We start from the raw sequence: 14,408 nt of genomic DNA on the forward strand, positions 1-14,408 counted from the left end.
GCGCCGTCGCGGGCGTGCCCGGACTGGTGGGATTCCGCGCCGTCAACACGCTCGACGCGATGGTCGGCCACAAATCCCCCCGCTACCGGCGGTTCGGCTGGGCGTCGGCCCGGCTGGACGATGTCGCCGGCTGGCCGGGGGCCCGGCTCACGGCCGCCCTCGCCGTACTCGCCGGCGGCGACGCGCGGGGCGCCGTACACGCCTGGCGGACCGACGCGCACCGGCATCCGAGCCCCAACGCGGGTCCGGTGGAGGCCGCCTTCGCCGGGGCGCTGGGCGTACGGCTCGGCGGGACGCTGTCGTACGGCGGGCGGGTCGAGCACCGGCCGGTGCTCAACGGCCGGGGACGGCCGGTGCGGACCACGGACATCGAGCGGGCGGTACGGCTGTCACGGCGGACGGGTCTGCTGGCGCTGGGCGTGAGCGCGGTGGGCAGGCTCGCCGTGGGACAGCTGATGAAACGGGCGCGCGGGGCGCGGTACAAGGCTCGACACAAGGGGGAGGTCCGATGACCGGAGGCGGGCTGCTCGTCGCGGGCACCACATCCGATGCGGGCAAGAGCGTGATCACGGCGGGGATCTGCCGCTGGCTGGTACGGCAGGGAGTGAAGGTCGCCCCGTTCAAGGGGCAGAACATGTCGCTGAACTCCTATGTGACCCGGGAGGGCGCGGAGATCGGCCGGGCGCAGGCGATGCAGGCGCGGGCGGCGCGGGTCGAGCCGAGCGTGCTGATGAACCCGGTGCTGCTCAAGCCCGGCGGCGACCGCAGCAGCCAGGTGGTGCTGATGGGCAGGCCGGTCGGCGAACTGAGCGCCCGGGGCTACCACGGAGGGCGGCAGGAGGCCCTCCTCGGGACGGTCGTGGAGTGTCTGGAGGAGCTGCGGAGCACCCATGACGCGGTGATCTGCGAGGGCGCGGGCAGCCCGGCGGAGATCAATCTGCGGCGTACGGACATCGTGAACATGGGGATCGCCCGGGCCGCGCGGCTGCCGGTGCTCGTGGTCGGCGACATCGACCGGGGCGGGGTGTTCGCCTCCTTCTTCGGTACGACGGCGCTGCTGAGCGCCGAGGACCAGAAGCTGGTGGCGGGGTATCTCGTCAATAAGTTCCGGGGCGATGTGTCGCTGCTCGAACCGGGGCTCGACATGCTTCTGGGGCTCACCGGGCGGCGGACCTACGGGGTGCTGCCGTACGCGCACGGGCTCGGCATCGACGAGGAGGACGGGCTGCGGGTCTCGCTGCGGGGGGCCGTGCGCGAGTCGGTCGTCGCACCGCCGGCCGGTGCGGATGTGCTGCGGGTCGCGGTCTGCGCGGTGCCGCTGATGTCCAATTTCACCGATGTCGACGCGCTGGCCGCCGAGCCGGGCGTGGTGGTCCGATTCGTGGACCGGCCCGAGGAGTTGAGCGACGCGGATCTGGTCGTCGTGCCGGGAACCCGGGGCACGGTCCGCGCGTTGGAGTGGCTGAGGGAGCGGGGACTGGCGCGGGAGCTGGCGCGCAGGGCGGCCGAGGGGCGGCCGGTGCTGGGGATCTGCGGCGGATATCAGCTGCTCGGCGAGCACATCGAGGACGAGGTCGAGTCACGGGCGGGTGCCGTGGCCGGTCTGGGGCTGCTGCCCGTGCGGGTGCGGTTCGCGGCCGACAAGACCCTTGCGAGGCCGACGGGGACGGCGCTCGGCGAGCGCGTGGCGGGATACGAGATCCACCACGGCGTCGCCGAAGTGCTGGGCGGGGACGGCTTCATCATCGCTGACGGAGAGAGCGACGGGGAGAGTGCCCCGGAGGGCTGCCGGGTCGGTGAGGTGTGGGGGACCCACTGGCACGGTTCATTGGAGAGCGACGGCTTCCGCCGGCAGTTCCTGAGACGGGTCGCGAGCGCCGCCGGGCGGCGTTTCACACCCGCTCCGGACACGTCGTTCGAAGCGCTGCGCGAAGAGCAGCTGGACCGGCTCGGCGACCTCATAGAGGAACACGCGGACACGGACGCGCTCTGGCGGCTGATCGAGCGGGGCGCTCCCCCGGACCTTCCCTTCATCGCGCCCGGCGCTCCCGCGGCGCCCAAGGTGCACAAGGCGCCCAAGGCGCCGCGGACCGCCGCGTCCGACGCGCCGGAGACGACCGAGGAGACCGTATGACCACGCCCTACCCGTTCACCGCCGTCGTCGGACAGGACGATCTCCGGCTGGCGCTGCTGCTCAACGCGGTGTCGCCGAGGGTCGGCGGGGTGCTGGTGCGCGGTGAGAAGGGGACCGCCAAGTCCACCGCCGTGCGCGCGCTCTCGGCGCTCATACCGGCGGTGGAGACCGTCGCGGGCTGCCGTTTCTCCTGCGATCCGCTGTCGCCGGACCCGGCCTGCCCCGATGGTCCGCATGAGGCCGTGGGCGCGGTGGCGCGGCCCGCGCGCATGGTGGAGCTGCCCATCGGCGCTTCGGAGGACCGGCTCGTGGGGGCGCTCGACATCGAGCGGGCGCTCTCGGAGGGCGTGAAGGCGTTCGAGCCGGGGCTTCTCGCGGACGCGCACCGCGGGATCCTCTATGTGGACGAGGTGAATCTGCTCCACGACCATCTGGTGGATGTGCTGCTGGACGCCGCCGCCATGGGCGCGTCCTATGTGGAGCGCGAGGGCGTCTCGGTGCGGCACGCGGCCCGCTTTCTGCTCGTGGGGACGATGAATCCGGAAGAGGGCGAGCTGCGACCGCAGTTGCTCGACCGGTTCGGGCTGACCGTGGAGGTCTCCGCGTCCCGGGAGCCGGACCAGCGGGTCGAGGTGGTGCGGCGGCGGCTGGCCTATGACGACGATCCCGCCTCCTTCGCCGCCCGCTGGGCGGGCGAGGAGGACGCGCTCCGGGCGCGGATCACGGCGGCGCGGGCGCTGCTGCCGCAGGTGCGGCTGGGCGACGGCGCGCTGCGGCAGATCGCGGCGACCTGTGCGGCGTTCGAGGTGGACGGGATGCGGGCCGACATCGTGATGGCCCGTACCGCCACCGCGCTGGCCGCCTGGGCCGGGCGTACGGATGTGCTCGCCGAGGACGTACGGCAGGCGGCGCTGCTGGCGCTCCCCCACCGGCGGCGGCGCAACCCCTTCGACGCTCCGGGCCTGGACGAGGAGAAGCTCGACCGGACCCTGGAGGAGTTCGCGGACGACGACCCCGGCCCGGACCCCGATCCCGACCCCGATCCCGACAGCGACCCCGACCCCGATCAGGACCCTGACCCGGACGGCGGCCCGGACGGGGGCGGTCCCGGCGGAGGGCAGCCTCGCGGCGGACCGGAAGACGCAGGCAGCCCGGACGACAGCGCGGTGGACGGGGACGGCGCACCGCCCGAGGGCGGCGTTCCCGGGCAGCGGGAGCCGGACGCGGCGGGCGGGGGCGCTGCGGGCGGCGGGGAGCAGCGGCCCGTGGCCGCCGCCGAGCCGTTCCGTACGAAGACGCTGAGCGTCCCCGGCATGGGCGAGGGGGCCGCGGGCCGCCGCTCGCGGTCCCGCGCCGAGCACGGGCGTACGACGGGGTCGCGACGGCCCCGGGGCCCGCTCGGCAAGCTGCATCTCGCGGCGACCGTCCAGGCCGCGGCCCCGCATCAGCGGGCGCGCGGCCGGAGCGGTCCCGGTCTCGTGGTGCGGCGCGACGATCTGCGCCAGGCGGCCCGGGAGGGCCGTGAGTCCAATCTGGTGCTCTTCGTGGTGGACGCCTCGGGGTCGATGGCGGCCCGGCGGCGGATGGGCGCGGTCAAGGGAGCGGTGCTCTCGCTGCTGCTCGACGCCTATCAGCGCAGGGACAAGGTCGGTCTGATCACCTTCCGGGGCGGCGGGGCCGAGCTGGTGCTGCCGCCGACCTCGTCGGTGGACGCGGCGGCGGCCCGGCTGGAGAAGCTGCCGACGGGCGGGCGCACCCCGCTGGCCGCCGGGCTGCTGAAGGCGCATGACGTGCTGAGGGTGGAGCGGATGCGCGATCCGGCCCGCCGGCCGCTGCTGCTGGTGGTCACCGACGGCCGGGCGACCGGCGGTCCCGATCCGCTGGCGCTGGCCTCGCGCGCCGCGCGGCTCCATGCCGCCGAGGGCACGGCCTCCGTCGTCGTGGACTGCGAGTCGGGTCCCGTACGGCTGGGACTCGCCGGGGCCCTCGCCGCCGATCTGCGGGGGACGGCCGTCACACTCGACGAGTTGCGGGCGGACGCGATCACCGGTCTGGTGAAGAGCGTCCGTACCGCCGGTACCGATAGAAAGGCCGCGTAATGCCACAGGGTCAGCCCTCCGTCGTTCCGGACGACGGTCTCACCACCCGACAGCGCCGCAACCGCCCGCTGGTGTTCGTCCACACCGGCCCCGGCAAGGGAAAGTCGACGGCCGCCTTCGGGCTCGCGCTGCGCGCCTGGAACCAGGGCTGGCCGATCGGGGTGTTCCAGTTCGTCAAGTCCGCCAAGTGGAAGGTCGGCGAGGAGAACGCGCTGCGGACGCTCGGGGCGTCCGGGGAGGGCGGCTCCGTCGACTGGTTCAAGATGGGCGAGGGGTGGTCGTGGGTGCAGCGCGACCGCCAGTTCAGCAATGAGGAGGCGGCCCGCGAGGGCTGGGAGCAGGTCAAGCGGGATCTGGCGGCCGAGCGCTACAAGCTGTACGTGCTCGATGAGTTCGCCTACCCGCTGCACTGGGGCTGGGTGGACACGGACGAGGTGATATCCGTGCTGCGGGACCGTCCCGGGAACCAGCATGTGGTGATCACCGGCCGCAACGCCCCGGCCGCGCTGGTCGGCTTCGCCGATCTGGTGACCGAGATGACCAAGGTGAAGCATCCGATGGACGCGGGTCAGAAGGGGCAGCGGGGCATCGAGTGGTAGCACGTCTGGTGATCGCCGCGCCGTCGTCGGGCAGCGGCAAGACCACTGTCGCGACCGGGCTGATGGCGGCCTTCGCGGCGTCGGGTCTCGCCGTCTCCCCCCACAAGGTGGGGCCCGACTACATCGACCCCGGCTACCACTCCCTCGCCACCGGCCGGCCGGGCCGCAATCTGGACGCCTATCTCTGCGGTACGGAGCTGGTGGCGCCGCTCTTCGCCCATGGCGCGGCCGGGTGCGATGTGGCCGTGGTCGAGGGGGTGATGGGGATGTACGACGGCGCGGCGGGTGCCGGTGAGCTGGCGTCCACGGCGCAGACGGCGAAGTTGCTGAAGGCTCCGGTGGTGCTGGTGGTGGACGCCTCCTCGCAGTCGCGTTCGGCGGCGGCGCTGGTGCACGGCTTCGTGTCGTTCGATCCGGAGGTACGGGTCGGGGGTGTGATCCTCAACAAGGTGGCGACCGACCGGCACGAGGGGCTGCTGCGGGAGGCCCTGGAGGAGGTGGGGGTCCCGGTCCTGGGGGTGCTGCGGCGCCAGGCGGCGGTGGCGACGCCCTCGCGGCATCTGGGGCTGGTGCCGGTGGCCGAGCGGACCGCGGAGGCGGTGGCGTCGGTGGCGGCGATGGGTGAACTGGTGCGGCAGGGCTGCGATCTGGCGGGGCTGCTGGCCCTCGCGCGGTCGGCCCCGCCGCTGGGGGCCGGGGCCTGGAGCGCCGGGGAGGGGATGGCGCCCGAGGCCGCCGGGGCGCGGCCGGTGGTCGCCGTGGCCGGCGGTCCCGCGTTCACCTTCTCGTACGCCGAGCATGTCGAGCTGCTGACCGCGGCGGGCGCGGAGGTGGCCGCCTTCGATCCGCTGCGCGACGAGGAACTCCCCGAGGGGACCTCGGGGATCGTCATCGGCGGCGGTTTCCCCGAGGTGTACGCGCCGGAGCTGTCGGCCAATGAGGCGCTGCGCAAGGCGGTCGGCGAGTTCGCGCGCTCCGGCGGGCCGGTGGCGGCGGAGTGCGCGGGGCTGCTGTATCTCGCCCGGTCGCTGGACGGCCAGCCGATGTGCGGGGTGCTGGACGCCGAGGCGCGGATGGGCGAGCGGCTGACCCTCGGCTACCGGGAGGCGGTCGCGGTGGCCGACAGCGCTCTGGCGGCCACGGGCACCAGGATGCGGGGGCATGAGTTCCACCGGACGGTGATCGAGCCCGGGGCGGGGCCCGTCCCCGCGTGGGGGATGCACCGGCCGGAGCGCCGGGTGGAGGGGTTCGTCCAGCGCGGTGTGCACGCGAGCTATCTGCATACGCACTGGGCCGCCGAGCCGGGGGTGGCCCGCCGGTTCGTGGCGGGATGCCTCCGGTGAGAGGTCCTTCGGCAGGGGGGTCGCCGTCGCCTGAAGAATCGTTTCCGCGTGGCTGTGTCCGGGCCGGGCGAGGGGGTGCCGCCGGGGTCGGCGGGGTCGGCGGGCCGTGGTGGGGGCGGGCCGTGGCGGGCCGGTCACTCGGCCGGGTCGGTGGCCAGCACGCCGGGGCGGGCCGCCTACTCCGCCAGATCGGCGACCAGCACACCGGAGCGGGGCTCTCACACGGCCGGATCGGTCACCGGCACACCGAGGCGGGCCGCCTACTCCGCCAGATCGGCGACCAGCACACCGGAGCGGGGCTCTCACACGGTCGGACCGGTCACCGGCACACCGAGGCGGGCCGCCCACCGCACCAGACCCACGACCAGCACACCGGAGCAGGCCCCTCACACGGCCGGACCGGTCACCAGCACGCCGGAGCAGGCCCCTCACACGGCCGGATCGGTCACCGGCACGCCGGAGCAGGCCGCCCACCCCGCCAGACGTACACCGGAGCGGGCTCCTCACTCCGCCAGGCCGGTGACCAGCCAGATGAACCCCGCTCCGGCCGCCGTGCAGAACAGGGTCGAGCGGGCGGGGTGGGGGTGGTGGGCCTCCGGGAGGATCTCCGCCGCCGCGAGATAGAGCAACGCTCCGCCGAAGAACCCGAGGTAGCTGCCGAGGAGTTCCACCGGAAGCGTGAACAGCAGGGTCGACGCCGCGCCCACGACGGGGGCGCAGGCATCGGCGAACAGCATCGCGAGCGCCTTGGCCCGGGTGTTCCCGTACAGACTGGTGAGCGTGTAGGTGTTGAAGCCGTCCGCGAAGTCATGGGCGATGACGGCGAGCGCCACGGTCACGCCCATCCTGTCGCCCACCTGGAACGCCGCGCCGATCGCGACGCCGTCCATCAGGCTGTGCCCGACCATCGCGGCAGCCGCCGTCAGCCCCACCTCGGGCGTCTTTTGATCCCTCGCGCCGTGCGCGGCCCGGCCTACCGCCAGCAGCCGCTCCACCATGTGCGCGACGAGGAATCCGCCGACGAAGAGCAGCAGGGCCTGCGGGACGCCGAACACCTCATGGCCCGCCGCCTCCAGCGCCTCGGGCAGCAGATCGAGGCCGACCACCCCGAGCATCAGCCCGCCCGCCAAGCCCAGCACCAGGTGACGGCGATCGGTGACGCGTTGCGCCGTCCAGCCGCCGAACAGCGTCATCAGGAACGCGCCGAGCGCGACGAACACCGCCATGCGCCTTTGCTAGCGGATTGATCCGCTTCCGCGCACATCCCGCATGAAGACCCGCCCGAATCACCCGATTGACGCGAGAGGCCCCTGCTCATGGCCGAGCCCGATGAAGCCGCCGCCGTGGCGCGGCCGATCACGCGTTCGGCGCGGACCGGTACTGCTCGCGCCGCCGCCCGGCCGGACCGGGAGCCGGAGCCGGAGCCCGAGTCGGAGCCCGAGTCGGACGCCGGGCTGATGATCGTACGGTCCGCCGGGGACCGGTCCTCCTGCGCGCTGCTGCTGTCCTCCCCCCTGGGGAGCGCGGTGCTCCCGGTCACGGATCGGGTGACCGGACCCGGCGGGTATCCGGGGGTGCTGCGGCCCGCGTCCCTGGTGATCGGGGTGGGGGCGGCCACCGGCTGCCCCGCGGCGGAGATCGCCGAACTGGTACGGGAGACACTGCGGGACGCCGGTCTCTCGCCGCTGAGCGTCCGTGAGCTGGCCACGGTCGAGGCGAAGGCGGCGGAGCCGGGGATCGTGGCCGCGGCGGCGGGGCTGGGGGTGCCGCTGGTGGCGCATCCGGCCGGCCGGCTCGCCGGGATCGCCGTGCCCAGCCCTTCCGGCGCGGCGCTGGCGGCCGTGGGAACGCCGTCCGTGGCAGAGGCGGCGGCGCTCGCGGGCGGCGGGGAACTCCTCGTCCCGAAGCGGAAGTCGGCCCCGGTGGGGCGGCGCGCGCGGGCGACCTGCGCGGTGGTGCGCCGAGCGGCCCCTGGGCGGATCATGGTGTTCACACCCGGGACCGGAGGCGAAGCCCGGGTGGGGGACGGAGCCCGTCCCGGTGTTGCGCGGGGCGCGGAGGGCGAGCCGGTGCGTCAGTACGGTCTCGGGCGTCCGGCTCCCTCGCGCGGGCTCCCCGGGCCGGGCCCCTGGACCGTCGAGACCCTGGCCGGCACACCGGCCGGACGGACCGTCACCGTGACCATGACCGCCGGGGAAACGGGGGCGCACCAGGGCGGCGCGGTGCCGGGGGCGTACGAAGGCGGCCCGCCGCAGGTGGACCACTCCCCGGACGCACCCACCGAAAACGGCCATGTGTCGATCGGCCTCGCGGACCCTGGCACACCGTGGGAGACGGTCGAAAGCCGGTTGCGGGCAGCGGCGGACGCGGACGCCGTCATCACCCTCCACCGCGCGGACGCCCGGGATTCCAGGCCGGACCGGGTCCGGTGGCCGACCAGGGCGCTCAGGGTCCTGGCGGAGTACCGGTCGCACCGGACACCTCTGGGGATCGTCTGGAATGCGTCGCGACCGAATGATTCAAGCCGTGTGACGACTCTGTCCGGAGTGGATCCCTCAGCGCTGGACATGATGACCGTCGTGACGGTCGGCAACACAGCCACCCGCGCCATCGCGAGCCGCATGGTGACCCCGTACGGCTACCGGTGGCAGGCATGATCCCCCGCGACAGCGCGCCCGGTGCGGCCGCGAGCCGTGCGCCCCGCTCCGCGCCGTCCCGCGCGGGACGGGCCGGCGCGGAGTGCGTCACGCCCTGTCGGACCGCTGCTCCCCACCGGTGCCGGACCGCCCGCCCGGTCCCCGCCGGTACCGGCTCCGTCCCCGCCGCTCCATCCCCATGCGCCCGCGCCCTAGCGGCCACGGCGCAGCCGGACGGCGGCGAAACCCCCGGGCCCTGAGGCCCAGCCGCCCCGGGTCCCCTGTCCCTCCCCCCACCCCGAGGAGAATGTGTGACCGCCCCGCCCACACCAACGCCCACAGCGACGACCGCCGGCCATCGCGCCCAGGGCAGCAGGCTCTCCCGGCCGGCGCCGGAGTGCCGCGCGCCCCTCACGCCCCCCGGCAGATCGGTCGCCGAGCTGACCGGAGCCGGCCGGAGGAGACGTACCGCGCCGGTCCTCGCCCGCCCCACCGCCCGCACGGCCGCCGAGACGTCCCGGTCCGCCGCCCGCCCTCACCCCCACGGCAGCCATGCACATGCACACTGACGGTTCACACGACCTGCGCCACCACGGCGATGCGGAGATACGCGACGCCGGCGCGGGGCTGATCGATCTCGCGGTCAATGTGCGGACGAGCACTCCCCCCGAGTGGCTGCGTGAGTGCGTCGCCGGTTCGCTGACCTCCCTGGCCGCCTATCCGGACAACCGTGCCGCGCGGGCCGCCGTCGCCGCGCGGCACGGTCTTCCGGCGGAGCGCGTCCTGTTGACCTCCGGGGCGGCGGAGGCGTTCGTGCTGCTGGCGCGCGCGCTCGCGGTACGCCGTCCCCTGGTCGTACACCCCCAGTTCACCGAGCCCGAGGCGGCTCTGCGGGACGCGGGCCACACCGTGGACCGGCTGCTGCTGCGCGAGGCGAACGGCTTCCGTCTCGATCCCCGGGAGGTGCCGGAATCCGCGGATCTGGTGGTGATCGGGAATCCGACCAATCCCACATCGGTGCTCCACTCCCCCGAGGACATCGCCTCTCTGGCCCGCCCCGGGCGGCTGCTCGTCGTGGACGAGGCCTTCATGGACGCCGTGCCGGAGGAGGCGGGGACGCTGGCGGGCCGGACGGATGTGCCGGGTCTGGTGGTGCTGCGCAGTCTCACCAAGACCTGGGGGCTGGCGGGTCTGCGCATCGGCTATGTGCTGGCCGAACCGGAGACGGTATCGGCCCTGGCGCGGGCCCAGCCGCTCTGGCCGGTGTCCACTCCCGCGCTGACGGCGGCGGAGGCGTGCATGGCCCCGGCCGCGCTGAAGGAGGCGGAGCAGGCGGCCCGGCTGATCGCGCTGGAGCGGGCCCATCTGCTGGCCGGGCTCGCCGAGTTCGAGGAGACCCGCGTCGTCCAGAGCGCGGAGGCGTCTTTCGTCCTGGTCCATGTGCGGCGGGGCGCGGAGGTGCGGGAGCGGCTGCGCTCTCTGGGGTTCGCGGTGCGCCGCGGTGACACCTTCCCGGGGCTCGGTCCGGGGTGGCTGCGGATCGCGGTACGCGACCGTGCCACGACCAACCGTTTCCTCCAGGCGCTGGATCAGGCGCTGGCCATGGTCGGCTGAGGGTCCCGCCGGGCGGTGCCGGGACGCCCTGAACGCGCCAGTGGGCCGGAGGGCTCCTGCCCGAAGGGGCCGGGAGCCCCCCGGGGCGGCTCCCGGCCCGGACAGCCGACCCGGTCGTACAGCCCTGGCCAGAAGTCCCCGTTCCGCATGCGGAACCGGTCTCGTACAGCCCGGTCTCGTATGCCCCGGCCTCATGCCGCCCCGGCCCAGGGCTCCGGCCGGGCGGTTCAGCCGCGGCGGCGGGACCTGGCCCGGCCGCGTGCCAGGAGCAGCGCGGTGCCGCCCAGCCCCAGCAGTGCCGCCGCGCCCGCCGCGAGATACGGCGTGGTGGAGCTGCCGCCCGTCTCGGCGAGGTTCTCGGCGGGCCCGGTCTGGGGCTTGACGCCGGAGGTCGAGGCGGCGGCGGGCCGCTGCCCGGCCCTGGGCGACTCACAGGTGGCCTCGGCCAGGGTGACCGTGCCGTTCACCTCGGCGACGTTCAGGCTCAGCGGGTTCACCGCGACCTTCAGCTCCAGCGCGGTCGCGGCGGCCGTCCGGGAGGTGGTGCGGGTCCTGGACAGATCGAGGGTCACCTCGCCGACCCCCGGCGCCGCGACGTTCGTCCGGCCGCCGACGGAGAGGGCGACCTGCTTGCCGAGAACCTTCACCCCGCCGAGCAGATTCGATTCCGCGACAGGCCGCTCGCCCACCGCGCACACGGCCTTGGAGACGACCTTCTCGACTTCGACGAGCGAGAGCAGCGGCAGCCCCGGCACCCGTACCCGGGCCCGCACCAGCTGGGCATGGCCCTCGGCCCGCCGCTTGTCGGCGGTGGCCTTCGCCTCGGCGACGTCCGCCCGCAGCACCTGGAAGGGCCTGCCCTGGTCGACGCCGTCCAGCCGCACGCTCAGCGTGGTGCTGTCGGCGGACGCGGGGGCCTTCACCGCGTTGAGGGAGGCGGTGAGGGGGACCTGGACGGTCTTGTCGAGCAGGGAGATCTGGAGCCCGGTGCGCAGTACGACCGCGTCCGCCCGCCCCTCGGCGCCGCCTCCGGCGGCATGCGCCGGCCCGGTGAGGGCCGAGGGCGCCGCGATCAGCGCGACAGAGGCCGCGGCCGAGGTCAGGACGGCGGCGCGGCGGCGGGCGGGCATGCGTAAGGTGTCGCTGTTCACGGTGGTGGAACCCTCACAGGAGACATGGCGTCGCCCGCCGTCCCACAGGGACTGTGGGCGGTGGCGACCGGGACACCGGAATCTTTACGCACCGAGAGTGAACCGATGGACACCTGGCGTTAGTTCACTCCAAAGTGAGGTTTCCGCGTCTGTATTCGATTCCTGAGGCACGGGTGTTCTCTGTGGGCCCTTCCGCCGCGACGGAGGGGGCGTACGCCGGTCCACGGCGGCCGTTCGCACCACGGCGGCCGTTCCGGGACCCCGAGGGCCGCGAGAAGACCGAAGGCGGACCGGGCGCGGGGCGCTCAGCCGACCACCCGCCCGTTCAGGATCACCCGGCGCGGCGCCGCCAGCGCCCTGACATCGGCCCGGGGGTCCTCGTCGTACACCACCAGATCCGCGGGCACGCCCTCTTCGAGAGCGGGCCGTCCCAGCCACTCGCGCGCGCCCCAGGAGGTCGCCGACAGCGCCTGGAGCGACGGGATTCCGGCCTTCACCAGTTCGGCGACCTCCGCCGCGACCAGCCCATGGGCGAGCGAGCCTCCCGCGTCCGTGCCGACGAAGACGGGGATTCCCGCGTCGTAGGCCGCGCGGACCGTGTCGTACCGGCGCTCGTGCAGCCGCCGCATATGGGCCGACCAGGCCGGGAACTTGGTCTCGCCGCCGTCCGCGAGCACCGGGAAGGAAGCGATGTTGACAAGGGTGGGGACGATCGCCACCCCGCGTTCGGCGAAGAGCGGGATGGTGTCCTCGGTGAGCCCGGTCGCGTGCTCGATACAGTCGATGCCCGCCTCCACCAGATCCCGGAGCGAGTCCTCGGCGAAGCAGTGCGCCGTCACCCGCGCGCCCAGCCGGTGCGCCTCGGCGATCGCCGCCTCGACCGCGCCGCGCGGCCAGCACGCGGTCAGATCGCCGGCCTCCCGGTCGATCCAGTCGCCGACGAGCTTGACCCAGCCGTCGCCGCGCCGGGCCTCCCGGGCGACATACGCCACCAGGTCGTCGGGCTCGATCTCATGGGCGTAGTTGCGGATGTAGCGCCGGGTCCGCGCGATATGACGACCCGCCCGGATGATCTTGGGGAGATCCTCCCGGTCGTCGATCCAGCGGGTGTCGGAGGGCGATCCGGCGTCCCGGATCAGCAGGGTTCCGGCCTCCCGGTCGGCGAGCGCCTGCTTCTCGCTGGCGGCGTCGTCCACCGGGCCGTGCTGGTCGAGGCCCACATGGCAGTGCGCGTCGACCAGACCGGGCAGCGCCCAGCCCGTCACCGTCAGCGCCTCGGCACCGGCGGATCCGGACGGCCGCTGGTAGGAGATCCGCCCGCCGACGACCCACAGTTCGTCCCGTACCTCCTCCGGACCGACGAGCACCCGCCCCTTCACATGCACTGTCACGCGATCGCTCATGCCAGCACTGTACGAGGCCGGCGACGCCCCGGGGCCGGGCCCGAGGAGAGCCCGCGCGGTACCAGCCCGCCCGGGACCGGGCCCGTGGAGAGCCCGCGCGGTACCAGCCGCACCGGGACCGCGCCCGCGGAGGCACCGGCCGTCCCGGAACCGGGTCCGGGCGTCCCCCTGGGTACCCTCGACCAGGAGACCGGACAAGCCCGGTCGAGAACACCCATTCCGCGAAGAAGGCCTTGTCGTGACACATCCGCTTCTGGATCTGCCCCCGCTGACCGCCGCGCACTTCGCCGGCGTCGAACGCCGGGTCGCCGCACTGCTCGACACCGAGCAGGACGTCGTGATCACGCAGGGCGAGGCGCTGCTTCCGCTGGAGGGCTGCATCCGCGGCGGCGCGCGCCCGGGCTCCACCGCGCTGAACGTCGTCACCGGCCCGTACGGCCAGACCTTCGGGAACTGGCTGCGCGACTGCGGCGCGAAGGTCGTCGACCTGGAGGTGCCCTTCCACACCGCGGTCACCGCCGAGCAGGTGGAGCGGGCGCTCGCCGCGCACCCGGAGATCGACTTCGTCTCGCTGGTGCACGCGGAGGCCGCCACCGGCAACACCAACCCGGTGGCCGAGATCGGCGAGGTCGTCCGCCGTCACGGCGCGCTCTTCATGCTGGACGCGGTGGCGTCGGTCGCCGCCGAGCCGCTGCTGCCGGACGCCTGGGGCGTCGACCTCTGTGTGATCGGCGCGCAGAAGGCGATGGGCGGCCCGGCCGGCGTCTCGGCCGTGTCGGTGAGCGAGCGCGCCTGGGAGCGGTTCGCGGCCAATCCGGCCGCGCCCCGGCGCTCGTATCTCTCGCTGCTGGACTGGAAGGAGCGCTGGATCGACGGCGGACGGAAGGCGCTCCTTCACGCGCCCGCGCAGCTGGAGATGCTGGCTCTTGAGGCGTGCGTGGAGCGGATCGAGGCGGAGGGCCTGGCCGCGCTGATGGCCCGGCACGCCTCGGCCGCCGCCGCGACCCGCGCGGGCGCGACGGCGCTCGGCGGCGGTCTTGAGCCGTATGTCCATGACGCCCGGGACGCGGCGCCGGTCGCCACCACGCTGCGCGCCCCGGCCGGGGTGGACGCGTCCGAGCTGGTCGCGAAGGCGCTGGCGGCCGATCCCTCGCTCCCGCTGATCGCGGGCGGCGGCGCGCTGGCCAAGGAGATGATCCGGGTCAACCACTACGGCGTGGACGCCACCCGGGGCGCGGTGCGCTCCTCGCTGGCCGCGCTGGGCGGTGCGCTCGCGGAGACGGGGGCCTCCGTCGATCTGGAGGCGGCCGGGCGGGCGGTGTCCGGGGTCTGGGCATAACCCTCTCCCCACCACCCTTTTCGAGGGGCCGGCAAATAAAACAGCCCGGTGAACTCCTCTTCATTTGAATACAACGGGAAGCTGCCTTCA

11 protein-coding genes are annotated in these 14,408 nt (G+C 74.2%); 8 read left to right on the forward strand and 3 right to left on the reverse strand.

Going from position 1 to position 14,408, the window contains the following annotated elements; genetic code table 11:
• The 5 genes from FF041_RS15840 to FF041_RS15860 form a co-directional block, all read left to right on the forward strand.
• Window positions 1–512: cobalamin biosynthesis protein (locus FF041_RS15840; RefSeq protein WP_194292048.1), on the forward strand; the 512-nt coding region annotated here is incomplete at its 5' end.
• On the forward strand, window positions 509–2,134 hold the full coding sequence (locus FF041_RS15845) for a cobyric acid synthase (RefSeq protein WP_153523409.1): 1,626 nt from the start codon (window positions 509–511) through the stop codon (window positions 2,132–2,134). The genes FF041_RS15840 and FF041_RS15845, both read left to right, overlap by 4 nt.
• Window positions 2,131–4,233: a putative cobaltochelatase gene (locus tag FF041_RS15850; protein WP_153523410.1), complete on the forward strand. Its 2,103-nt coding sequence runs from the start codon at window positions 2,131–2,133 to the stop codon at window positions 4,231–4,233. Before FF041_RS15845 ends, FF041_RS15850 begins: the two co-directional genes overlap by 4 nt.
• Entirely contained in the window at window positions 4,233–4,832 is a 600-nt protein-coding gene (gene cobO, locus FF041_RS15855; RefSeq protein WP_153523411.1) for a cob(I)yrinic acid a,c-diamide adenosyltransferase, read from the forward strand. The genes FF041_RS15850 and cobO overlap by 1 nt, the downstream gene beginning before the upstream one ends.
• The gene (locus FF041_RS15860) at window positions 4,826–6,175 is read left to right on the forward strand and encodes a cobyrinate a,c-diamide synthase (RefSeq protein WP_323391915.1); all 1,350 of its coding nucleotides are present in this window, start codon (window positions 4,826–4,828) and stop codon (window positions 6,173–6,175) included. Before cobO ends, FF041_RS15860 begins: the two co-directional genes overlap by 7 nt.
• 503 nt (window positions 6,176–6,678) lie before the next feature.
• Here the strand turns inward: FF041_RS15860 and FF041_RS15865 are convergent.
• Window positions 6,679–7,401 (reverse strand): ZIP family metal transporter, encoded by a 723-nt coding sequence (locus FF041_RS15865; protein ID WP_153523412.1) that lies wholly within the window; start codon window positions 7,399–7,401, stop codon window positions 6,679–6,681.
• A gap of 90 nt (window positions 7,402–7,491) precedes the next feature.
• On the opposite strand from FF041_RS15865, the gene FF041_RS15870 reads away from it, so the two are divergent.
• Together FF041_RS15870 and cobC are read left to right on the forward strand one after the other, a co-directional pair.
• Window positions 7,492–8,832, forward strand: a complete 1,341-nt coding sequence (locus FF041_RS15870; RefSeq protein WP_153523413.1) for a cobalamin biosynthesis protein — start codon at window positions 7,492–7,494, stop codon at window positions 8,830–8,832.
• Between the two features lie 531 nt (window positions 8,833–9,363).
• Window positions 9,364–10,425: an Rv2231c family pyridoxal phosphate-dependent protein CobC gene (cobC, locus tag FF041_RS15875; protein ID WP_153480042.1), complete on the forward strand. Its 1,062-nt coding sequence runs from the start codon at window positions 9,364–9,366 to the stop codon at window positions 10,423–10,425.
• 227 nt (window positions 10,426–10,652) lie between these two features.
• Here cobC and FF041_RS15880 read toward each other — a convergent pair whose 3' ends face one another.
• Both FF041_RS15880 and FF041_RS15885 read right to left on the reverse strand, forming a co-directional pair.
• Window positions 10,653–11,576, reverse strand: coding sequence for an SCO1860 family LAETG-anchored protein (locus tag FF041_RS15880; RefSeq protein WP_323391916.1), 924 nt, complete (start codon window positions 11,574–11,576; stop codon window positions 10,653–10,655).
• A gap of 305 nt (window positions 11,577–11,881) precedes the next feature.
• Complete coding sequence (locus tag FF041_RS15885) at window positions 11,882–12,979, reverse strand: amidohydrolase family protein (protein ID WP_153523414.1); 1,098 nt, start codon at window positions 12,977–12,979, stop codon at window positions 11,882–11,884.
• A 238-nt stretch (window positions 12,980–13,217) separates the two neighbouring features.
• Here FF041_RS15885 and FF041_RS15890 point away from each other — a divergent pair, with 238 nt between their 5' ends.
• A complete protein-coding gene (locus FF041_RS15890) occupies window positions 13,218–14,318 on the forward strand; it encodes a pyridoxal-phosphate-dependent aminotransferase family protein (protein ID WP_323391917.1) in 1,101 nt (366 codons plus the stop codon).
• The last annotated feature ends 90 nt before the right edge of the window (window positions 14,319–14,408 follow it).

Source organism: Streptomyces jumonjinensis (assembly GCF_009600885.1).
Classification (GTDB): domain Bacteria; phylum Actinomycetota; class Actinomycetes; order Streptomycetales; family Streptomycetaceae; genus Streptomyces; species Streptomyces jumonjinensis.